The 22,461-nt window shown below is 61.7% G+C and carries 19 protein-coding genes; 8 read left to right on the top strand and 11 right to left on the bottom strand.

All coding sequences use genetic code 11. The annotated features are described in order from the left end of the window. Positions 1-5: 5 nt before the first annotated feature. From CDI09_RS04280 to CDI09_RS04270, 3 genes are all read right to left on the bottom strand, one after another. A complete protein-coding gene (locus CDI09_RS04280) occupies positions 6-821 on the bottom strand; it encodes a WecB/TagA/CpsF family glycosyltransferase (RefSeq protein WP_205836613.1) in 816 nt (271 codons plus the stop codon). Positions 822-859: 38 nt separating this feature from the next. Then, complete coding sequence (locus CDI09_RS04275; RefSeq protein WP_236944508.1) at positions 860-2,359, bottom strand: exopolysaccharide biosynthesis polyprenyl glycosylphosphotransferase; 1,500 nt, start codon at positions 2,357-2,359, stop codon at positions 860-862. A gap of 355 nt (positions 2,360-2,714) precedes the next feature. Beyond that, on the bottom strand, positions 2,715-4,193 hold the full coding sequence (locus tag CDI09_RS04270) for a mannose-1-phosphate guanylyltransferase/mannose-6-phosphate isomerase (RefSeq protein ID WP_078526980.1): 1,479 nt from the start codon (positions 4,191-4,193) through the stop codon (positions 2,715-2,717). A gap of 317 nt (positions 4,194-4,510) precedes the next feature. Between CDI09_RS04270 and CDI09_RS04265 the strand changes: the two genes are divergently transcribed. Further along, the gene (locus CDI09_RS04265) at positions 4,511-5,842 is read left to right on the top strand and encodes a UDP-glucose dehydrogenase family protein (protein ID WP_078526979.1); all 1,332 of its coding nucleotides are present in this window, start codon (positions 4,511-4,513) and stop codon (positions 5,840-5,842) included. A gap of 88 nt (positions 5,843-5,930) precedes the next feature. On the opposite strand, the gene CDI09_RS04260 is transcribed toward CDI09_RS04265, so the two are convergent. The 5 genes from CDI09_RS04260 to CDI09_RS17530 are packed head-to-tail and all read right to left on the bottom strand — an operon-like array spanning position 5,931 to position 10,690. Beyond that, a complete protein-coding gene (locus CDI09_RS04260) occupies positions 5,931-6,896 on the bottom strand; it encodes a glycosyltransferase family 2 protein (protein WP_078526978.1) in 966 nt (321 codons plus the stop codon). Next, on the bottom strand, positions 6,893-8,098 hold the full coding sequence (locus CDI09_RS04255) for a glycosyltransferase (RefSeq protein WP_078526977.1): 1,206 nt from the start codon (positions 8,096-8,098) through the stop codon (positions 6,893-6,895). Before CDI09_RS04255 ends, CDI09_RS04260 begins: the two co-directional genes overlap by 4 nt. Then, entirely contained in the window at positions 8,095-9,237 is a 1,143-nt protein-coding gene (locus CDI09_RS04250) for a glycosyltransferase (protein ID WP_078526976.1), read from the bottom strand. Before CDI09_RS04250 ends, CDI09_RS04255 begins: the two co-directional genes overlap by 4 nt. 42 nt (positions 9,238-9,279) lie before the next feature. Beyond that, positions 9,280-10,389 (bottom strand): GumK N-terminal domain-containing glycosyltransferase, encoded by a 1,110-nt coding sequence (locus CDI09_RS04245; RefSeq protein WP_078526975.1) that lies wholly within the window; start codon positions 10,387-10,389, stop codon positions 9,280-9,282. Beyond that, on the bottom strand, positions 10,358-10,690 hold the full coding sequence (locus CDI09_RS17530) for a hypothetical protein (RefSeq protein ID WP_151892037.1): 333 nt from the start codon (positions 10,688-10,690) through the stop codon (positions 10,358-10,360). Before CDI09_RS17530 ends, CDI09_RS04245 begins: the two co-directional genes overlap by 32 nt. 18 nt (positions 10,691-10,708) lie before the next feature. On the opposite strand from CDI09_RS17530, the gene CDI09_RS04240 reads away from it, so the two are divergent. Genes CDI09_RS04240 through rfbD form a run of 5 tightly spaced genes read left to right on the top strand, consistent with a single transcriptional unit; the run spans position 10,709 to position 15,799 of the window. Next, positions 10,709-11,884, top strand: a complete 1,176-nt coding sequence (locus CDI09_RS04240) for an acyltransferase family protein (RefSeq protein ID WP_078526974.1) — start codon at positions 10,709-10,711, stop codon at positions 11,882-11,884. After that, positions 11,868-13,232, top strand: coding sequence for a polysaccharide polymerase (locus tag CDI09_RS04235; RefSeq protein WP_078526973.1), 1,365 nt, complete (start codon positions 11,868-11,870; stop codon positions 13,230-13,232). Before CDI09_RS04240 ends, CDI09_RS04235 begins: the two co-directional genes overlap by 17 nt. Next, a complete protein-coding gene (locus CDI09_RS04230) occupies positions 13,229-14,257 on the top strand; it encodes a glycoside hydrolase family 5 protein (RefSeq protein ID WP_078526972.1) in 1,029 nt (342 codons plus the stop codon). The genes CDI09_RS04235 and CDI09_RS04230 overlap by 4 nt, the downstream gene beginning before the upstream one ends. 47 nt (positions 14,258-14,304) lie before the next feature. Next, positions 14,305-14,862: a dTDP-4-dehydrorhamnose 3,5-epimerase gene (gene rfbC / locus CDI09_RS04225; RefSeq protein ID WP_078526971.1), complete on the top strand. Its 558-nt coding sequence runs from the start codon at positions 14,305-14,307 to the stop codon at positions 14,860-14,862. Positions 14,863-14,911: 49 nt separating this feature from the next. After that, a complete protein-coding gene (gene rfbD, locus CDI09_RS04220) occupies positions 14,912-15,799 on the top strand; it encodes a dTDP-4-dehydrorhamnose reductase (protein WP_078526970.1) in 888 nt (295 codons plus the stop codon). Positions 15,800-15,870: 71 nt separating this feature from the next. On the opposite strand, the gene CDI09_RS04215 is transcribed toward rfbD, so the two are convergent. After that, on the bottom strand, positions 15,871-16,782 hold the full coding sequence (locus CDI09_RS04215) for a hypothetical protein (RefSeq protein WP_249033994.1): 912 nt from the start codon (positions 16,780-16,782) through the stop codon (positions 15,871-15,873). A 333-nt stretch (positions 16,783-17,115) separates the two neighbouring features. Here CDI09_RS04215 and CDI09_RS04210 point away from each other — a divergent pair, with 333 nt between their 5' ends. Further along, complete coding sequence (locus tag CDI09_RS04210; protein ID WP_249033993.1) at positions 17,116-18,273, top strand: DegT/DnrJ/EryC1/StrS family aminotransferase; 1,158 nt, start codon at positions 17,116-17,118, stop codon at positions 18,271-18,273. A gap of 43 nt (positions 18,274-18,316) precedes the next feature. After that, positions 18,317-19,699: an FAD-dependent monooxygenase gene (locus CDI09_RS04205; protein ID WP_078526968.1), complete on the top strand. Its 1,383-nt coding sequence runs from the start codon at positions 18,317-18,319 to the stop codon at positions 19,697-19,699. Between the two features lie 165 nt (positions 19,700-19,864). Here CDI09_RS04205 and CDI09_RS04200 read toward each other — a convergent pair whose 3' ends face one another. Together CDI09_RS04200 and CDI09_RS04195 are read right to left on the bottom strand one after the other, a co-directional pair. Next, on the bottom strand, positions 19,865-21,232 hold the full coding sequence (locus CDI09_RS04200; RefSeq protein WP_078526967.1) for a sugar porter family MFS transporter: 1,368 nt from the start codon (positions 21,230-21,232) through the stop codon (positions 19,865-19,867). 55 nt (positions 21,233-21,287) lie between these two features. Continuing rightward, positions 21,288-22,424: an L-dopachrome tautomerase-related protein gene (locus CDI09_RS04195; protein ID WP_078526966.1), complete on the bottom strand. Its 1,137-nt coding sequence runs from the start codon at positions 22,422-22,424 to the stop codon at positions 21,288-21,290. Between the last annotated feature and the right edge of the window lie 37 nt (positions 22,425-22,461).

Raw genomic sequence — 22,461 nt, 5'->3', positions numbered from 1 at the left:
GCTGTTTACCCGGCGAGTTTCCGTGAGAGGGGGGAGGCTGCCCGCAGGCGGAGCCTGCGCTGCAGATAGACAAGGACATAGAAGCCGAACACCGGCAGCCCCAGCACGTAGCGCCGCCACAGCCTGCGCGGCTCACGCATCAGGCGCACCAGCCATTCCAGCCCCATATTGGCCACCCATCGCGGCGGCCGGCGCACCCGGCCCGCCGCATGGTCAACCAGCGCGCCCGCCGTAATGAACACGCCGGAGGGCAGGTGGTCGATATTGTCACGCAGCCAGATTTCCTGCCGGGGCATGCCCATGGTCAGCAGGATGATGTCGGGCTTTGTCACCAGCAGGCGCTCGAGTAGCTGCGTGGACTCACGCGAGCCGGGTGTGAGATCAAAAAAACCATGCTGCGTGCCCACCGTCCGCACGCCATAGCGTGCGGAGAAAGTCTGCGCCGCCGCATCGACCACGCCCGGCTTCCCCCCGATCCAGAACACCGAAGCCTCGGGGCCAAGGCGCTCGAGCACCGGGCCGATCCATTCCGGCGGCGTGGTGCGGGGCAGCGAACGGCCGGTCAGCACGCGAGCGGCAAGCTGCACGCCCGCGCCATCGCAGAACGCGATATCCGCCCGGCGGAACAGGCCGCGCAGCCACGGATGTTTTTGTGATTCGACGGCCATATGGGCATTGGCGTTGACGATGGCCATTTTCCGCCCGCCCTTTACGGCATCAATCACGCGCGTGACGATTTCCGCGCGCGTGATGTCATGCAGGGGCAGGCCCATGACATCGACAATCGCATCATCCAGTTTTATGTCCGTATTCGCGTTCATTTTGAATACACCGTTCATCATTATTGCAGTTCAGGAATTCAGAACGCATTCCGTGAGAAAATTTCGCGCTTGATGGTCAGGAAGATGATCTTCATATCCAGCCAGATCGACCAGGCGCGTATGTATTCCAGGTCCAGCACCACGCGGCGGCGCAGGTCCTCACGCGTCACGAGTTCGCCACGCGAGCCGTTGATCTGCGCCCAGCCGGTAATGCCGGGCTGCACGCGGTGGCGGGCCACGTATTCTTCCATCGCCTCGTGCAGGAGCTGGCCGCCCGCGCGTGTCTGGGGCGCATGCGGGCGGGGGCCAACAAGCGACATCTCGCCACGCAGCACATTGAAAAGCTGGGGCAGTTCATCAATGCTCAGCCGCCGGATCACCCGCCCCACGCGCGTTACGCGGGGGTCGGTGCGCGAGGTCTGGCGGGCAGCGCCGCTATCGGCCATGTCGGTATACATGGAGCGGAACTTGAACACGTTGAAATAGCGGTTGTTGAAGCCCTGGCGTGGCTGGCAGAACAGCACCGGCCCGCGGGAATCCAGCTTGATGGCCAGCGCCACGAGGGCAAGGATGGGGGAAATCGCAATCAGGATCAGCACGCTGGCGCTCAGGTCGAACGCGCGTTTTTCCAGCATGTCCCACTCGCTTAAGGGGCGGCGCTGCAATACCGTGAGCGAAAATGGCCCGAAGCGCTCGACCGGCCAGAAGTGGCAGTCCTCCGTCATCAGCGTGGGCACGACATAAACATCGGCCAGCACGCCGCGCAGCCGCCACAGCACATCCATCACATGTTGCTGGCCGCCCTCGGCAGGCGGAAAACTCATGATGACGGCATCAATGCCATCCTCGCGCCCGCGCAGCACGAGCTCATCAATCGTGCCGTCAACATTGCTGCCCTGATCATCAAATATGCCAACAAGGCGGAACATGCGCTGCATGCGGGTGTTGATGCGTGCGGCCATCTGGGTTGCTTCCGCGCCTGAACCGATAATCGCCACCTTGCGCGTCAGGCGATGGGCCATCGCCTCCGTTTGCAGTATATAAGTACCGATGATCCGTTCAGCCGCCAGCGCCACAACAACAAAGACCAGCCATTCGCCGCCCATCCGCACCGCAACACCCACCGGCCAGGACAGCATGACCAGAATGGCGCAGAACACGACCAGGCCAAACACAACGGGGGGGGCGAGATAACGGAGCTGGAAAGAAAGCCTGGTGATATCGGGAATGTCGAGCAGGGGCACATTTTTGGGGAACAGGAAGAACGCTCCGCCTGCCATGACATTGGCCAGCAGGAGAGCGCCGGAGAGTTCGGGCGTGTCATAAATGCGCTGCCAGGCGATGCAGGCCACGACGGCAAGGCACACGCACATCGCATCCGACAGCACGACCACCTGCGACACGACGGGATGACGATAGGAAAAGCTGCTTTCACCTGCCCGGTGCATCAGGCGCCACCGCGAAGAGATGTCATCGACCCCAGTTGATGGCGACAGGTCGGGTTCACCATTTTCCAAATGCCTGAGTGCCTCGCTCATTTTGAAACATCTCCTGTCAACGCGGGCCGCAGCCTGCCACCGGATACAGCTTCCCTTGTCATTCCCCCGCATTACGCAACACGGGCACCAAACACTCTTTATTTTTTTATTGTTTTTACGACTTTCAGAACATCAGTTCCCGTAGCGGCATTATTCTGGGTATTTTAGGGCCAAAATATGTCATTGCCGCAATATGGAAACATGATTTGCCCGTCACATCTTATTTATTAAAAAATTAACATTTCGATGGAACCGTTATTATACCGAAACAAATATCCTGCATCCCGACCCCGGCCCTTTTTTTCGTGGGGGCATTCACGGGCGGATGCCCCTGAATACCTCCCGTGACTGCATGTTACTGCCGTCCGTATGTATCCTCGAAGCGGACGATGTCGTCTTCCCCAAGATATGGCCCGGACTGCACTTCAATGAGGGTCAGCGGAATGCGACCGGGATTTTCCAGGCGGTGCATACAGCCTAACGGCAGATAAACACTTTCGTTTTCCTGCAGCAGCAGATTTTCCTCATCACGCGTGACCAGGGCCGTGCCGCTGACCACAACCCAGTGCTCGGCGCGGTGGAAATGCTTCTGCAGCGAGAGTTTCTGCCCCGGATAGACCACGATGCGCTTGACCTGAAACCGCTCGCCCTGAATCAGCCCCTCGTAAAAACCCCAGGGCCGGTAGCAGCGATTGTGAATTTCGGCTTCCGTCCGGCTGGCCTTTTTCAGCTGCGCCACAAGGGCCGAGACATCCTGCGCGTAATCACGGTGGATGGCGAGCACCGCATCCGTCGTAACAACCAGTACGATATCGGTCAGCCCCGCCACCGCCGTCAGCATGCCCTCGCTGCGCACGTAACAGTTATGGGACTGCTCGAGCACCACGTCGCCCACGACCACGTTGCCGCCCGCATCCTTGTCGCCCAGTTCCCACAGCGCATTCCAGTTACCGACATCCGACCAGCCAAGATCGGCGGGAATGACCAGTGCGCGGTCGGTGCGTTCCATCACGGCGTAATCGATGCTCACGCTCGGGCAGCGCAGGAAGGACTCCGCATCAAGCCGGCGGAAGGTCAGGTCATGCTGGCTGTTGGCCAGGGCGGTGCGCACATTTTCAAGCACCTCGGGTTCATGCCGGGCCAGTTCGGCCAGCATGACCGAGGCCGGCGCCACGAACATGCCCGAATTCCACAGATACCCCCCTTCGCGCAGCATTTCGGTCGCGCGCAGATGGTCCGGCTTTTCAATAAACCGCGTCACGCGGTACACGCCCTCATCGGGCTGGTCGGGGTGCAGCGGCGCGCCCGTGCGGATGTAACCATAGCCCGTCTCGGCCACATCGGGCTTCATGCCAAAGGTGACGATATAGCCTTCACGCGCCACTTTCGCCGCCTTTTCCAGCACGGCAGGCAGGCGCTCGGGGTAGCGGAAGGCCGCATCGGCAGCCATGATCCACAACAGGGTTTCGGGGTTGTCCTGCGCTGCCACGAGGGCGGCGGCGGCAATGGCGGCGGCCGTGTTGCGCACGGCAGGCTCAAGGATGATGCGGCCGTTCTCGCACCCGTTCTCGCGCAGCTGTTCGGCCACGAGAAAGCGATGCGCCTGGTTGCACACTACGATGGGGGGCGCAAAGGCCTCGCCCGTGGCGCGCTGCAGGGTTTCGCCTATCATGGTCTGATTCGAGGCCAGCGCCCAGAACTGCTTGGGGTGGCTGGCGCGCGAGACAGGCCACAGCCGTGTGCCCGTGCCACCGGAGAGCACGATGGGCGTAATCGGAGGCAAGGCGGTTTCAGGCTTGGGTACGGTTACATCCGTCGCTGTCATAAACGTCATGGATCGTGTCTCCGTCCTGCGGGTTTCATGTCACGTCTGCACGCTGCCCCCGGTGGCGGGTGGCAGCGGCAAGGCGCGGACATTCATGTGGTGAACGCACTAAGCCAGAATTTTTTTGTCAAGAATGTGGTGGGCAAACATATTTTTGTCGTGTTCATGCCTTTGTGTGTCACCAGCATGAAATATTCGGTGCAACGGAACCGACATGCCTTATTACTTTTTCATTGTTTCAAGTCGATTTGAAAAAATGCTACGCGCAGGCCTGCGAATGAAAGCAGGCTCACAGACAGACCAGGGAGGTCCAGGTGCGAATTGCTATGATCGGTGGAGGCTACGTGGGGTTGGTCTCCGGTACATGTTTTGCGGAGTTCGGCACGGATGTTGCCATTGTTGAAACCAACCCCGACCGTCTGGCCGCCTTGCGTGAAGGGCGGATCCCGATTTACGAACCCGGCCTCGACCGCCTGGTGGCGGAAAACGTGGAGGCGGGGCGCCTGACGTTTGGCGATGACATCGCCGCTGCCGTAAAGGGTGCCGATGCCGTGTTCGTGGCCGTGGGCACACCCTCGCGCCGCGGCGACGGACAGGCCGATACGAGTTACGTCTATGCCGCGGTCGAGCAGGCGGCGCGCGTGGCCGAGGGTTATATACTGATCGTGACCAAATCCACCGTGCCGGTGGGCACCGGGCGCGAGATTGCCAAGATCGTGCGCGCGACGCGGCCGGACCTTGATTTCGATGTTGCATCGAATCCCGAGTTCCTGCGCGAAGGCAACGCCATTGTCGATTTCATGAAGCCCGACCGGGTCATCGTCGGCACCGACCAGTCAAAACCGGGTGGCACGCAGCGCGCACAGGATATCCTGCGCAAGCTCTACCGCCCGCTCTACCTGCTTGAGCGCCCCATTGTCTTTACTGGCCTGGAAACGGCGGAGCTGATCAAATACGCCGCCAACTCCTTTCTGGCCATGAAGATCACCTTCATCAACGAGATTTCCGACCTGTGCGAGAAGGTCGGCGCGGATGTGAATGATGTCGCCCGCTCCATCGGGCTTGACGGGCGCATCGGCCGGAAGTTCCTCCACCCAAGCCCCGGCTTTGGTGGTTCGTGCTTCCCCAAGGATACGCGCGCGCTGACCGCCATCGGGCGCAACGCGGGCTCCCCCATGCGACTGATCGAGACGACGGTTGCCGTCAACGAACAGCGCATGAAAGCCATGGGCGAGCGCGTGATCGCGCTGGCGGGCGGCGATGTGAAGGGCCTGACGATTGGCGTGCTCGGCCTGACCTTCAAGCCCGAGACCGATGACATGCGCGAGGCGGCCTCGATTGTCGTGCTTGACCAGCTCGACAGGGCGGGCGCCAAGATCCGCGCGTTCGACCCCGCAGGCATGGAAACCGCGCGCCCCGTGCTGCCCGAAGGCGTGACCTACTGCAAGGACGCCCTTGATGCCGCCACGGGGGCGGATATTCTCGTGGTGCTGACAGAGTGGAATGAATTCCGCTCGCTTGCCCCCGAGAAACTCCAGGCCCGCATGACAGGCCGCAAGATTGCTGACCTGCGCAACATCTGGAACCCCGAAAGCCTGAAGGAAGCGGGCTTCGATTACATCTCGCTTGGCCGGCCGGACATGGTGCACACCGCCTGACGCCTGAACGCACTCCGGGCCATGCATCATCCTGCATGGCCCGGATCAGGTAAAAGACAGAAGCTTCGCCAGAATCTTCCTTATTGTTTCAGGAATGGCAGAGGCGACGCCGCAGGGCCGCACCAACCTGGCGGATCATGGCGGGCAGGAAGGCCGGGCGGTCCATGGCGCGCCGTATGATCGCCCCCACAGCGCCAGCGCGCAGGGAAACCGATACGAAGTGGGAATCATCCAGCCGCTGCAGCCCTTCCGCCCGCTGGTGCAGCAGATCGACCAGCACGGGGTCGTTGCTGATGCGCGGGTCACGCGCCAGCGCCAGCGCCATGTCACGCATGTCGCGATAGGCGATGACGGTGCGCGACATGCCAGAGGCCCGGCCACTCACGCTGCCCTGGCGCTGGGTGTAGAGATAGGTGGGCTGGTCAATCAGGCACAGCCGCCCCCCCGCCAGCAGGAACGAGACCACCAGCAGGAAATCCTCCCCATGCCGCACCAGCGGATCATACTGCAGGGCATGGGCGGCAAGGAATGAGCGCCGGAACATCGGCTTGAGCAGGCCCCAGTCAAAACCACTGCCGCCTGAACGGTTATGGCGCACGTAATCATGCAGGCTTACGGGCTGGAGCGGCACCTGCCCTGCCCCCATCGCCCGCCCCGTCACCTGGCCTGCCATGGCGTCGTAATAGCCCAGATCATCGGCCACGGCGTCGCAGTCATCATGCGCCGCGCGCGCCATGAGCACTTCAAGCCGGTTGGGCGCAAAGGCGTCATCACCATCAAGAAAGGCGACCCAGTCCCCTCTCGCCACGGCCAGGCCGGTATTGCGCGCAAGCGATGGCCCGCCATTGGCAACGGTGGACACGACACGGATGGAGCCATGCGCGCGCGCCACCCGGCGCAGCAGGTCGGGCGTGTTATCGGTGGAGCAGTCATCCACCACCACGATTTCAAGCGGCTTGTGCGTCTGCTCCAGCGCCGAACTGACGGCCCGCATGATGAAATCCTGCGCGTTATACGCCGTAATGATCAGGGTGACGGACATGGGAGCGGTCATGAGGTGCGTCCTGTCATGCTATCGTAAATCTTCTCAAGCATGCCTGCCCAGTAGGACAGGTCATGATGCTTCGCCACGAAAACGGGGCCAGCTTCTGACATGCGGGCTGCCAGCGCATCATCACGCAGCAGCCGGATCAGATAGGCGCTCAGCGCCGCCACATCACCCTCGGCAAAGGCGAAGCCGGTCTTGCCATGCTCTATGCCCTCGGTGGCTCCCCCACGGGCGGATGTCACCACCGGCACGCCACAGGCCTGGGCCTCGAGCAGGACAAGGCCCATGCCCTCGGCATCACCATTGGCCGCCGTGACGCTGGGCAGGCAGAACACCCGCGCCTGCTCCAGCAGCGGCTGCATCTGGGCGGCGGAATAGCGGCCATTGAACGTAATGCCCCCGATATCAGCCGCAAGACCTGCCAGCATGTCGCGCTCCGGCCCGTCGCCTGCAATGAGCAGGCGGGCATCGGGCACCTGCGCGCGCACGCTGCGAAAGGCCTCGATGAGATAGCGGCAGCCCTTTTTCTCCACCAGCCGGCCAGCGAACAGGATCACTGGCGGGCGCCCGGCCACAGGCGGCCCGGCGGGATGAAAGCGCGTAAGGTCAATGCCTATGGGGCAGACATGGATGCGCTGCTCCGGCAGGCCCGCGCGGATTGCCGCTTCGCGGATGCTGTGCGACACCGCAACGTAATTGACCTGCGGAATACCGGCCAGGTGCCTGAGCCTGCGCGGATAGGCCCGCCAGCGCTGCCCGCCGCCACCTGCCGCAAACCATTCCATGCGCGTTGTAATGTCAGAGCCGTGCAGGGTGACCAGCAACGGCACGCCCAGCGCATGCGCCAGAGGCCAGGCCTCCACCCCGTCAAAGCCGAAATGGGCATGCACCAGCCGGGGCGCGAAGCCGCGCGCCAGGTTGAGCATGCCCGGCACCGGGCGCTCGAGCATGCGCGCCGCCATGCCGGTCAGGCGCTGCAAAAACGTAGGCGGCCCGTCATGCAGCGCGCGCACGTCCATGCCATCAAGCGGCAACTGGCCTATGGTGCGCTCGCCAAGCAGCACGGGCCGCCAGCGCCGCAGGCCACGCGCCTGATCGCGCACGAATGTCTCGGACAGGGGCAGGATCTGGGTGCGGTAGATCGCAACCGTAGGCGCGGTTGCATCCGCCATAACCGACCCCGCAGCAGGCTGGGGCGTGCCGGTCATGCCGCCACGGCCTCGCCGGGGGCGGGACAGGCCTGGCCGCGATGGCAGGCGCGGTCCGTGCGGGAGGATTCATGGCCAAAACGACGCACGAGCGGGGCGAGCAGCACGCCGAGCACCGCATCCTTCTGCATGGCCCGCGGGCCGAAGGTCCAGAACGAGCGCTCGCTATAGCCGCCCGAGCGCACCAGCCGCACGAAGGCGGCAATGCGACGCGGCAGGCTGGCGGAACACACTTCGGCGCGCGTGGCGTAAAGCGGCTCAAGCGCCCCCCACGCCTTTGCCGCTGCCCGCGCACGCGCGCGCAGGGCCTCGGGCCATGAAGGGGTCAGGGCCAGATCGGCGAACAGGTTGCTGTCCTGCACTGTCATGCGTGCAAGGTAGCGGTAGGTATCGGCCCGGTCTTCCAGCCGGTAGCGCCAGCGGTCGAAAAAAGTGGGCCGCGTGCGCTTGCCCGAGCCGACCGTATTACCGCCGTGCAGGCGGTATTCGGTCAGTTCCTCGTCAATATAGGCAATCGAGCCAACGCCGGACGCCACGAGGAAGTAGAACAGGTCATGGCCCATTTCCTTTCCGGGGTTGTAATGATCTCGCATGCGCGGCCACAGGGCGCCCGCAGGCTTGAGTTCGGCGCGGAAGGTCTGCATGTACCCGTAGGAAAAGCTCCATGGCTGCAGGGTCAGCGGCCGGGCCACGGGCGGCATGGGGGGTGTGGCATAGAAGGTGGAGATGGACCTGCGGTTTTCATCAACGAGCCGCGCGTTGTGATAGACCATCATCACATCGGGGTCGTTGAGAAAAACCTCGCGCACGCGCGCGAGGTTGTCGGGCTTCCAGTAATCATCCTGATCGCAGAACGAGATCAGGTCGCCCGTGCTCAGGGTGACCGCGTGCATGAAATTGCCCTTGTAGCCCAGCCGCGTGGCATTGCGGTGCACCTGCACGGGAAACGGCGCGTTACGGGCAAAATCGGCCACGATGTCGAGCGTCGCATCGGTTGAGCCATCATCGGTCACGATCAGTTCGGCAGGCAGGCAGGTCTGCGCTGCCAGGCTGTCGAGCTGTTCGCGGATATGGGTCGCACCATTATAGGTGGCCATGACAATGGAAATACGGGGACCGGGATCACCTGCCTCACTCATGTTCTCGCTCTTTCCTGTGCTTTTGCAGGGCTCAGCCTGCGCTCAGACATGTGTGTCGGGATATGCTTCGGGTGTAAGGATGCGCTGCACGATCTCGGGCCAGCCATGGGCCTCGAGTTCGATCACATCCGATGAGCGGAGGGCATCGGCGATGGCCTGGCCGATCGAATGTGAATCGCCCGGTCGGTAGCCATACCGGCCGGGCGTGTCATTAAGCGCGAAATCGGGGCATACGGCAGGGATGCCAAACAGCGCGAACTGCCGCAGCTTGAGCGATGTATCGAGAAGGTAGCGCGGCGTGTTGGCGTCACGGTAGGGCGCTATGCCAAAATTCGCGTGCTGCAGATAGGATAGCGTGCGCTCGAACGCCATCTCGGGGTGAATGATGATGTTAGGCGCATCGAGCCCTTCGGTCGCGCGCCCTGCGCCGATGATGTGAAAATCGATATCGGGCCGCAGCCTGGCCGCAATCTGGAAAAATGTCTTGTCGAACAGCATCGAGCCAATCGAAACGCAGCTTATGCGGCCGGGCGTATAAGGATCGGGATAGGTTTTATCGGCAATGCTGCGATCAATGCCATGCGGTGCAAACACCGCCGTGCGCGCATGGGGCAGGCGCTCGAGCAGATAGCGCGAGGGCATGCGCACGGTGTCGATCATATCAAAATTACGCACGAAATCATTCTTGATGGTATCCGCACAGCCCACGACCTCAAGGTCATCGGACATCAGGTAGATAATGCGCGCGGTGGGATTAAGTTTCCTGACATCGCGGATAAATATTGGCGCCATGCCCGATTCAATAAAGACCGTATCGGCGCGGCGTATCCATCTGCGCGCAATGGCGGGCAGCATCTGCCGGTAAAGCCAGAACAGACCGCGCTCAAGGGGTGCGAGCGCCTTTCTGCGCATGTTGAAGGGGTGCCATTTCATGCGCCACAGGTAGCATTCCACACCATCGACCGTTTCCACCCTGTTGGCGCGGGCGGCGAGGTTGGCGCGCGTATCACCGCGCCGCAGCGACAGGTCGCTCAACCCGATGGACAGGAAGGCCGTTGGCCCGCGACGCGCCATTTCCGCTGCGATGAAATGAATACTTGCCTTACGCAGACTACGAAAATCATGAACGGAAATGAACAGCGACCGTGTCATGGAAGGGTGTACTCCTGCCTTGCAACCATTCTTCATGCTCCTGCACGCGCAACGACAGGCGCATCCGCCGGTTCATTCCGGTTGCGTGAACATATGCGAGAGCACCGGCGGCTCCTGTCACGCAGGCGCCAAATCCACCTGCATATTGCGGCAGGATCATGACATGATCGTGCTCTGAAAAAGGCGTATGGACAAAGAATTGTGTAGGGATATTTATTGTGTTTTCTACATTTATAGTCTGATACGCTGTGCCCGCCATAGCAGAATCACTGTATTGCCTTGATGACACCATACCGCGCATGCACCGGGGGAGCCGACAATGTCGTCTGTGACAGAAACATCGGGAACGGAACGACATTACCTGCACCAGCTCACCTCCCTGCGTGGTGTTGCGTGCCTTGTGGTGCTGTTTGGCCATGCCATACAGGTTTTCCGGTACCACAACCCGCAGCGCACGCCCGTGCAGGGGGGCGTGCATGATCTCATCACCTACGCCTTCAATGCAGAGGCGGCGGTGGTGCTGTTTTTCGTGCTCAGCGGGTGCGTGCTCTCGCTGTCCCTGCGCAAATACGCGCATATGAATGCGCGCATCGTGGGCAGCTTTTACATCAAACGCATTTTCCGCATCTATCCGCTGCTGTGGTTTTCCATCGGGCTTGCCGTGCTGAGCATGGTGGTGGCGCGCGGGCTGGTGCCTGACGGGGTGTTCGTGGGCTGGCTGTCACGCAACCTGCACACGCCGGTCTCGATCCGCAACACCATCGCCTCGCTTGCGGGCGTGTTCACCCGCTATAACGGCCCGATGTGGTCGCTGCGGGTCGAGCTTATGTACTCGGTCGTGTTTCCGCTGCTGTTCGTGCTGATGCGCGGGCGCGCGGCGCGGGTGGTGACGCTGCTCGCACTCGCGGTCATCGCCCTGCTGCCGGTGCCACATGAGGTAGGCACGGTGTTTGCCCTCTCCTTTGGCCTTGGCGCGCTGATTCCGCTGCTGCCGGGCACGCTGGGCAGGTATCATGGACTGTACGCGCTGCTTGCACTCGTCGTGCTGCTATATGACCGTTATGCGCTGGCGGGCCTGCATCTGCCCGAGCGCATTGCCGACATGATCGAAACCGTGGCCGCCTTTGTCGTGATCCGCGACCTGTATGCATCGGGGCGGCAATACCGCATCCTGCTCAGCAGGCCGGTCATTATGGTGGGGGAACTGTCCTATGGCATCTACCTCATGCACCTGCCCATCATGCTGATCGTGTTCACCATTGCGGGCCACCGCATGGGCACGGCCACGCTGCTGGCCCATCCTTCAATGACACAGTTTACGCTTGGCGTAGTGACGGCGGTGCTGACCACGGCGCTGGCGGGGCTGACCTACCGCGTGCTTGAACTGCCGCTGCACAATATCGGGCGCAGGCTGGGCCGGACCATTCTCGATGTGGCGCCCCCCCGCCCCCTCTCCCCCACGCAGGATGCGGATACCCATGCCTCACGGATCTGATACATTCTCCTTCCTGCCTGCAAGCGCGCCTTCATTCCGGGCCGCACCCCAACCCCAGGTCAGTGCACTTGCGCCCGCCCTGTCGCGGGCCGATGGCATATCGTGGCTGGTGGTGGCGGGAGCAGTGTTCAACCTGGTGCTGTGCTTCATCAACACCCGGCATGTCATTACCGTCCATAATTCGGAAATCGTGCTGTGCGAACTGTTCATCATTTTTCTCGCCTTCCTTGAAGTCCGCAACACCATCTCGCCTGCCGTGGTGCGCATAACCGGGGTGATGGTGTGTTTCGAGGTCGGGGCGAAACTCATCAATCCTGCGCTGGACATGAAGATCCTGCACGATCTGGCCATCGCCTATGTCTTCTATCAGCTTGGCACGCGCTCCACCCTGCGCGCGGGCGAGCGGACGATCTGGGTGATGATGGCGATCATCCTGTTCATCGGGTTTTTCGAGCTGATGTTCACCAACCTGTTCGGCATGGTGTTCGATGTCTGGACCTATTACGTGAACAAGGGCGTCATCGCCAGCACTACGGTCAATTACAGCAACACCAACCTGTTCATCAGCGGTAATCGCGGGGCGGCGGCATCGCGCACGTTCTTCCAGTCCATATTCGGCTCGCACCGCGTGTCCTCCATCTTCCTTGAGCCGGATTCACTGGGCAATTTCTCGGCCATCGGGTTCGCGTGGTGCCTGAGCACCCATCTCGGCTCGCGGCTGCGCCATGCGTGCCTGTTCTTCCTTTCGGCGCTGTGCTTCGTGCTGGCGGATTCGCGCTTCGCCTCGGGCTGCACGGTGGCGATGGTGCTGCTGCGGCTGACACCCCTTTACCGCTCGCGCTTCGTGGTGTTCGCCATGCCGGTGGCGGTAATGCTTGGCCTGATGATCCAGGGCGCCAACCACGAGATGCCGGGCATCCTGCCCTCCATCATCGGCGACAACTTCTCGGGCCGCCTGCTGTTTTCAGGCCGGCTGCTTGATTACTGGAACCTGCCGCAATGGTTCGCGCTCGCTCCCTCGCAGGTCTATACGGCGGATACGGGCTATGCCTACATCGTCAACAACCTTGGCCTGCCGCTGACGCTGTTCCTGCTGGCGCTGTTCACCATGCACCCTGCCCGCACCGAAGCCGCCGTGTCGATGAAAGCGATGATCTCGCTCTATTTCTCGACCTCACTGTGCATCGGGGCCTCGGTTTTCACCATCAAGACGGCAGCGCTGCTGTGGTTCCTGTATGGCACGACCAACAGCGTGGCCCCGGTGGCCGAGACCGTGCGCCAGATGCCCGAACGCCTGAAATCCTTTCGCTTCAACCGCTTCTCCCCTTCAGCGGAGCATGTAACATGACAGCTTTCCCCTTCTCCTTCCGCTGGCCTGCATGGGTAACGGGCTGCATCGCGGGGGCCGGGCTGGCACTGGCCGCCCCGACCATGGCTGCCGCCCAGACCTATCGGGGCGTGAACCTTGCAGGGGCGGCCTATTCCTCCAACAAGCTGCCGGGGCGCTACGGTTACGACTATCTCTACCCCAAACCGGCGGAGGTGGATTACTTCACGCAGGCAGGCATGAACACCTTCCGCCTGTCGGTGCTGTGGGAGCGGCTGCAACCCACGCTCAACGGCCCGCTTGATGAAAAGGAACTCCAGCGCGTGAGCCAGTTCATTGCCTACGCGCAGGCGCACAATGCCTCAACCGTGCTCGACATCCATAATTACGGGCGTTACCGGGGGCAGGAAGTGGGCTCGTCCGACGTACCTGATGCCGCCTTCGCCGATCTGTGGGCACGGCTGGCGCAGGCTTTTGGCAACAACACGCATGTGCTGTTCGGCCTGATGAACGAGCCGCAGCAGCATGCGGCCGATGCCTGGAAAAACGCCGTGCAGGCCGCGATTGACGCCATACGCAAGGCAGGTGGCCACAACCTGATTCTGGTACCCGGCATCGGCTGGGATGGCGCACACAGCTTTACCAAACTCAACGGCCCGGCCCTGAGCCAGCTCCATGACCCCGATAACAAGCTGCTTTATGAAGTGCATGAGTATTTTGATACCGATGCCTCGGGCACGAAACCGGACTGCATCGCCCCTGACAGGGCGGTTGACCGCCTGCGTGGATTTACGGACTGGCTGCACGCCAACCATGCCCGCGGCTTTCTGGGGGAGTTCGGGGTCAGCCGCCAGCCTGAATGCGTGAAGCTGCTTGATCCCGTCCTGTCGCACCTGCGCGACAACGCCGATGTATGGGCCGGATGGACATATTGGGCGGCTGGCCCGCTGTGGGGCAACTATATGTTTACCCTTGAGCCCGACCATGGGGCCGACCGCCCGCAGATGACGGCCATCAGGCCCTTTCTTGCAGGCGGCACGCACTGACCATTTGACGCATGACGACATAAACGGGATTTCTGGAGCCGTCTGACATGAACATAAAAACCTTCAACATAGCGGGCATGATGCTGATTACCCCGCCACGCTTTGGCGACGAACGCGGTTATTTTTCTGAAACATTCAATGCCGCGCGCATGAAGGAGGCCGGCATTACCGACGCCTTCGTGCAGGACAATCACAGCCTGTCGCGCCAGCGCGGCGTGGTGCGCGGGCTGCACTGCCAGCTTCCGCCACACGCACAGGGCAAGCTGGTGCGCTGCACGCGTGGCAGCATATGGGATGTGGGGGTGGATATCCGCACCGGCTCGCCCACCTTTGGCCAGTGGGTCGGTGTGACCCTGTCGGAGGAAAATGGTTCACAGCTCTGGATTCCGCCCGGCTTCCTGCACGGGTTCTGTACGCTGAGCGAAAACGCCGAAGTACAGTACAAATGCACCGATCTGTGGAACCGTGAATGCGAACGCTCCGTGCGCTGGGATGACCCCCTGCTCAACATTGAATGGCCGGTGGCGCCAGGTGCCGCCATCCTGTCTGCCAAGGATGCGGCGGCGGAAGCGTTCTCCAACGTCAATGACTGGTTTCACATCTAGAACGCCCGCTCCCTGCCCTTCCCTTTTTCGTTAAGAGAAAACGCTCACGATGCAGAAATCGATCCTGGTCACCGGTGGTAGCGGCCAGCTTGCCAGCGCCCTTGCCGCCCAAGGCAATGTTAAACGGGCTGGCCGCCCCGGTTTTGATTTTGAACGGCCTGACACGATTGACGCCGCTTTCCGCGCGGCAGTGCCCTCCATTGTCGTCAATGCCGCCGCGTGGACCGCCGTTGACGCCGCTGAAACCCATGAAGCGGAAGCCGAGCGCGCCAATAATACCGGCCCCGCCCATCTGGCCGCCCTGTGCCATGAACGGGGCATCCCCTTCATCCACATCTCCACCGATTATGTGTTCAGCGGCGACAAGGGCAGCCCCTATGTCGAGACCGACCCGGTCGATCCGCGCTCGGTCTATGGCCGCACCAAGGCGGAAGGTGAGCAGGCCGTACTCGCGGCCCATCCTGACAGCATCATCCTGCGCACGGCGTGGGTCTATTCGCCCTATAACCGCAATTTTGTGCGCACCATGGTCAATGCTGCCGCACAGCGCCCGCTCTTGCGCGTGGTAAGCGACCAGATCGGCAACCCCACCAGTGCCGACCAGTTGGCTGATGTCATTTTCAGGATCATCGCCCGCATTGAGGAAAACGGCTGGAAAGCGGAATATGCCGGCATTTTCCACGCCGTGGGCGAAGGGGCGACAAGCTGGTACGAACTGGCCCGCACCGCCATCGCCGCCGCTGCAAGGCTGGGCAACCCGTTGCCCGAGATCGAGCCGATCACCACGGCGGACTGGCCCACACCCGCCCGCAGGCCGCCCGATGCCCGGCTGGACTGCACGCGCCTCAAACAGGTCTTTGGCTGTGCCCCCGGCCCCTGGACGCCCGAGGTGGAGCGGGTTGTGGGCGAAATCATGAAACAGGAACAACAGGGGTAAACGTTTCCGGGTGTCGCCTTTTTTCAGGCAAGAAGGTGACACCCGGAAACGTCTTGTCCCTTGAGCCGATGCTATAGCCCACCGCGGGCCAGGTGCAGCCTTTGGGCCGCGCGCGCAAGGGCCGCGCGGTAAAGCCGCCCGCGTGATACCGCACCGGGAAAGCGCCTGAGTTCGCGCCGCAGATGGCTGCCGGGCATGAAATAATGCCGCACGAAATGCGTCTGCCGCAGCAGACTGGCAATATAGCGCTTCTGGTCCAGAACCGGATGCACGAATGTATGCCCGCCCGCAGGCAGCACCAGATCAGCCTCAAGGATGGGTGGAAACCACGTATAACGCGTGACATCCCCATACCGGCCAAGCGGCACGAAATTAAATCCGGCCTTTTCTATCTCCGATGCCACGAAGGCCTCACCAAGCGGCCAGAACTTGATTCCCGCCCCCGGCGCCGACATGGCGCGCCGCTGCGCTGCAAGATGCAGGAGCGCCCTGCTGGAAAAAAAGGAAATGCAGTTAAGGGACGCCCGTAACTGCTCATCGGGATAGATCCCGGCATGAAACGCCGTCCAGTACCATGACAGGTCAGCCACAATGGGATGAGCCACGAAATCGGCCCCATCGGCGATCATGTCAGCGAGCAGGCGCGTGCCGTTGCCACCAATGCAGGCGTCATATTCAACAAACAGATAATACGCATAATCGGGAATACAGGCCTGCACCTGATAATGGGTGTAATCGGCATTCCACCACAGCAGGCTGCCCTTTTCAAAACGATTGGCAAACCCTGCCTCCACCATATCGGCATTGCAGGTGCGCAGCACGTTGGGGTGCGGAATATTGCCCGCAAAGCCGCCTGTCTCATCAATGGAAATGAAAATATCCGTATCAGGGAAAGTAGCCTGCAGGCGCTGCAGCTGGCGCTGCACGAAACTGTCCCACGCATAGGTTTTCAGTACAATAGCGCATGTTCGTGCAGCATTCATGTCAGTCACGTTCCCTGATTCATTTGCATTATGACCTAAATTAACCGGAGGATATTTCGGTTTTCCCGTTTTTTATGAATATGTCCTATAAAATAAAACACGGACCATTTTTTTTCGATGCATGAATTTTTATTTTCTTTTTCATTTATCGTATACTTACCCCATACATGCGATCACTTAAACGTGTGGTAAACGATATGCCACTGTGCGCGTTAAAAATGTACATGGTATGTAATTTTCCAGACACCCCGACGGCAGATGCATAAAGCGCTGCAATCAGAACTATACTTGACTTGTACCACTCACCGAATTCAGTGAATCGGAATGTGAAAAATGACAGAAATGTCGCTCCCGGAAATATCGTTCATCCGTTCCAACATTCCGAAGATCAGCCAGTTATCCGAGAGCGTCATCGCAATGGAAAACTCGGGCATCTATACCAATTACGGCCCGATCAACCAGAAGTTTGAAAAACGCCTCGTTGAGCAGATGTTTGGCGGCGAAGGCCAGTGCGTGACGGTGTGCAACGCCACCATTGGCCTCATGATGGCGCTCAAATATGTCACGCGCCATACCAACCCCGAGCGACAGCGCTATATCATCATGCCGTCCTTTACATTTGCCGCGGCGGCGCATGCCGTGCTTTGGGCCGGATTCATACCGCTGCTGTGCGATATCGACCCACAGGACTGGATGGCATCGCATGATGCGGAACAGGCACTATTACAACAGTACAAAAATCAGGTTGCGGCAATCTTTCCCTACGCCACCTTCGGCAATGCAGCCGACATGGCCTATTATACGGACCTTGAACAGCGCACCGGCATTCCCGTGGTGGTTGATGCCGCAGCCTCACTTGGCGCGCGCGATGGACAGGGCAACGGCTTTGGTCAGGGTTCGCGGCATGCCATTATCTGTTCACTGCACGCAACAAAAACAATGGGGATTGGCGAAGGCGGTTTCATTTACGCCAACAACCCCGAGATGATCGAAGCCCTGCGGGCCATGGGCAATTTCGGTTTTGGCCAGGTGCGCCATGCCACCATGCCGGGCCTCAATTCCAAGCTGCCTGAAATCGGGGCGCTGCTGGCCCTGTCGGGGCTGGATAAGCTTGATGCCGTGGTCGAGAAAAAATGCAGCATAGAACGACTGTATTACGACCTGCTGCCCGAATTCACGTTCCAGCGCCAGCACGGCACGCGCACGGCCTATCAGTTCCTGCCCGTGCGCCTGCCCGCGCGCTACGCGCCGCACCGCCGCGCGATACTGGAACGCATGAAGCAAAAGCGCATTGGCACCTCCACCTATTTCTCGCCTCATCTGCATGAACAGAGTTATTTCGCCGCCAATAGCGTGGCGGGCGACCTGAGTGCGACGGAAGCCCTCGCCTCATCCATCGTGTCGCTGCCGCTATGGCATGAAATGACCCCTGAAATGGTGCATTACGTGTGCCGTGAATTCAGGGCTGCCTGCCATGCCCAGACAGCCTGAGCCCCCGTCGTTCCCCCAACCACGGAAAACGGACCCATGCCCCATGTCCACCCACGTGACAACGCCCATCCTCATTGCTGGCGGTGGCCCCGCGGGCATCGCCATCCTGCTCGCCGCCTCCCGCATCGGCCAGTTGCCCCAACTTCTTGATGCAGGGGTAACCCTGGTTGAACAGGGCGGCACGATCGGCTCTGGCATGCTGGGGCGCTATGTCATCAATTCCGACAGCGCGGCCGAAACCTTTGTCGATGCCATTACAGCCAACCCCGTGCCGGAGCTTGCCCGCCTGACCCACCACCCGTTGGTGGAAATGATCCGCAGCCATGGCAGACAGCCCCTGCCGCTGCGCATCGTGGCGGATTTTCTTGATGTGGTGGGCCAAGTGCTGACCGAGATCATCGCCGCCCATCCCGCCTCGCGCCTGCTCACCGGCTGGCGCCTTGAAACCCTGCGCCAGCAGGCCGATGGCCACTGGCTGGCCGATCTTGCCGCAACCCGCGGGGCGCACCGGCAGCAGGTCGTTGCGGGCAAGGTGGTGCTGGCCCTTGGCGCCTGCCAGCCCCAGGCGCGCCTTTATACCGAGAACGTGGCCAGTCGCCCCCTGCTGCCGCGCTACGAGGGGCGCATCGTGCAATCCGATGCGCTGCTGGCCCCCGAGGGGGTGCACACACTGCGCGCCATGCTGGCGGGGTGCGAAAACCCAAGGATCACCATTATTGGCGGCGCGAGCAGCGCCCTGTCATCAGCCAATGTCATCCTGCGCGATATGGGCGAGCAGATCGCGCCAGGGCACCTGACGCTTCTGCACCAGTCCCGGCTCAAACTGTTCTACCGCACTGCGGAGGAAGCGCAGGCGGACGGGTATGCCGATTTCAGCGCAAACGACATCTGCCCGGTCAGCCAGTTCGTGCATCGCTTTGGCGGCCTGCGTTATGACTCGCGCAACCTGGCCATGCGCCTGCTCGGCATTGCAGGCGCCCCACCCGAGCCGCGCCTGCACGCGCTGCGCATGACACCGGATAATACAGCGCGGATACAGGACCTGCTGGATCACTCCGATGCCATCATCGCCTGCCTGGGCTATAGCCCCCGGCGCGTGCGCGTGCAGGCCACCAACGGCCAGCCCATTGCCCTGGCGGCAGACCAGCCGCAGGGCGCCCTGACGGGAGCGCATTGTGGCATTCTCGATCAGGCGGGGCACGAAATTCCGGGCCTGTTCGGCATTGGCCTGGCCTCGGGCTTCAGGCCATCGGGGGCCATGGGGGGGGAAGCCAGCTTCCGTGGGCAGGTCAACAGCCTGTGGTTATGGCAGAACGCCATTGGGGAAAGGATACTGGAGCATATCCTGCCACCTGCGGCCCGCGTCCGTTCCTCGCCCGTGCCAGCACGCCCGTTTGACCTCGCGCGCGGGCATGTGCATCTTTAAAAACACACATCTTTCAAACGCCGCCTTTTTCCCAGAAGGCAGATGCGCCGAAACCCTGAAATCATAAAAGCTTCGAAAAACGTCGCCTTTCTTTCAGAAAGGCGACGCCCGGAAACTTTCCTGATTTTTTATCAATGATCCATTTTCAAACTGAAAGCCGCCGGTTCAGCGCAACCGGTCGAAGGTACCTGCCTTGAGGGCGGTCTCGATTTCCTCCAGCGAGCGCCCCCAGGTTTCGGGCACGTAACGCCATATGAACACGAACGCCAGCACGTTCAGCCCCGCATACATGCAGAACGTGCCCGCCGCCCCGAGCGCCTGCACCAGCGAGAGCGTGGTGAGCGAGATCAGCAGATCCGCCGTCCAGTGGGTCGCGGCCACAAGGCTCATGCCCTTGCTGCGGCACGAGAGCGGATAGACCTCGGCACCAACCAGCCAGATCGCCACCGACAGGCTGCCCACGTTGAATATGGCGTAACAGACCACCGCCGCCGCCGTGATCCATGTATTGATGCCATGCGTCGCCCCCTGGGCAAACATTGCCGCCAGCACCATGAGCGATACCGCAGCCCCCGGCACCAGCCGCAGCAGCAGCCTGCGCCGCCCCCACGCATCAACCGCCCAGCTGCCAAAAGCGGTGGAGATGACCATGGCCACGCCAATGGCGATCGAGGTCAGCAACGCCGAACCCTCGCCAAACCCCACGCCTGCGAAAATGGTGGGCGCATAATACAGCACCGCATTGATGCCGGTAATCTGGCAGAACAGCGCCACCCCCACCGATGCCACCACCGCAGGCCGCACCCAGGGTTGCAGCAGGGCCGACCACGGGGCCTGCTCGTCATGCATGGCCACGATGGCATCGAGTTCCGCGCGCGCGGCCACCGGGTCGCGCCGCAGGCGCTGCAATACGTCAAACGCGCTTTCAAGCTTGCCCTTCATCGCCAGCCAGCGCGGGCTGCGCGGCAGGAGAGACATGCCGCCAAACAGGATGACCGCCGGAATGATCCCCAGTCCGAACATGAGCCGCCACGACTGCGCGCGGCACAGATACCCCACGATGAAGGAGACAAGAATGCCGGTAACAACAGCCAGCTGGAACAGCACCACCATCTGGCCACGTTTTTCACGCGGGGCAATTTCCGCGATATAGACCGGCACGATCTGCGAGCACATGCCCACGGCCAGCCCCAGGATGAAACGCGCCGCGACCAGCACCTCCACCCCCGGCGCAAACGACGCCACCAGCGTGCCCACGATAAAGACAAGGGCCGCAAACATGATCATGTAGCGCCGCCCCAGCCGGTCCGACAGCGGGGCCGCCATCAGGCACCCCGCCAGCGCCCCGGCCACGATGGCCGAGGTCACCACCTGCTGCCCCAGCGTGCCCAGTGAAAAGTCCGGGGTGATCTGCAGCAGGGCGGCTGAAATGATGCCCGTGTCATACCCGAACAGAAGGCCGCCGGTCGCGGCCACGCCTGCGATCAGGTTGACAATGCCGGAGCCGGTAACCGTTTGACTGTGTTGCGCCATTATTATGCGTTCTTTCAGCTTTGCCGGGGCAGGACGGGGCGCCCGCCGCCCGGGGTTATTTCAGCGGTATCTTCACCACCAGCCAGGGGCGTTCTTCCATGTCGTGTCCATCATGGAACACGGGCAGCCGCCCCCACTGGCCCACGGTCAGCCACAGGGCATCATTCTTGATGGCCAGCCCATCGGGCGCGATCAGGCGCGGATCATGCGCCACGACAGACAGTTGCCCATCAGGCTGGCGGCGCAGTACGGCGTGGCGTTCGATATCGGTCAGGTAAAGGGAATTGTCCGGCCCCGTGGCCATGCCGTCCACCACGGCGTCCTCTCCTTCATCGCGCACGGCATGTTCAAGCTGCGCGGGCCTGGTCGCGGGGTTGGCCAGCAATGCGGTCGGCGCGCTGTACAGCCTGCGGCTGGACAGGGGCTGCCAGTACAGCGTGCTGGAATCCGTGCTTAGCGCCACGCCATCAATACCGCCCTGCCCCATGGCCGGATGCGCCATGTCATAACGCAGCATTTTGCCGTCGAGTTCCATGGCAAAGCCTGCCTCGGCACGGACGGAGGGCGCGTTTTCAAGCACGCGGCGGGCGTGCCCGGTCGCAATATCAACCACGATGATGGCCGGATGATCCATCTGCGAGGTATCGCTGATAAAGGCGGTGCCCTTCTCGCCATGCGTCAAGTCCACACGCACGTCATTGACGTGGCTGTCCGCGCGCGTGGCACCCGTATCAGGGCCGAGCGCAATGGTGGCGATGATCTGTCCGGTCCCGGGATCCAGCCCGATCAGCGCCGGGGTGGCGGGCGCCGCCTGCCCGGCCACGGTACCTTCATCCACGATCCACAGATGGCCCGATGTATCCACTGTCATGCCGAGGGGAGAAATGAAACGCGCCTGCGTCGCCTCATCAGGGAACGGGATGGCCTTGCCCTTGACCAGTTGGCCAAGGCGCGGCCCCTTGTGGTCGGCGGCACTCCGGGGAAAAGCGATGACCAGCCGCCCATCGGGCAAGGCCGCGATGCCGGAGGGCTGCATGTCGGCAAAACGGGCAACCACGGTTACATTGCCGCTCGGCGCCGCGCCATGGTCCACGCTATCCCTCGCATGGGCGCCAAGCGGCGCAAGCAGGGCCAGCAGCGCCGCCCCGCAGGCATAATGATGGAAAAGGCGGGAGAACAGGCGTGTTTTCATAAGATTATATCCATTTCCTTATTCTTGCCCGACATGC

Source organism: Komagataeibacter nataicola (assembly GCF_003207795.1).
In the GTDB taxonomy this organism is placed as follows: Bacteria; Pseudomonadota; Alphaproteobacteria; order Acetobacterales; family Acetobacteraceae; genus Komagataeibacter; species Komagataeibacter nataicola.
This window is presented reverse-complemented; position numbering and strand designations above follow the sequence as displayed.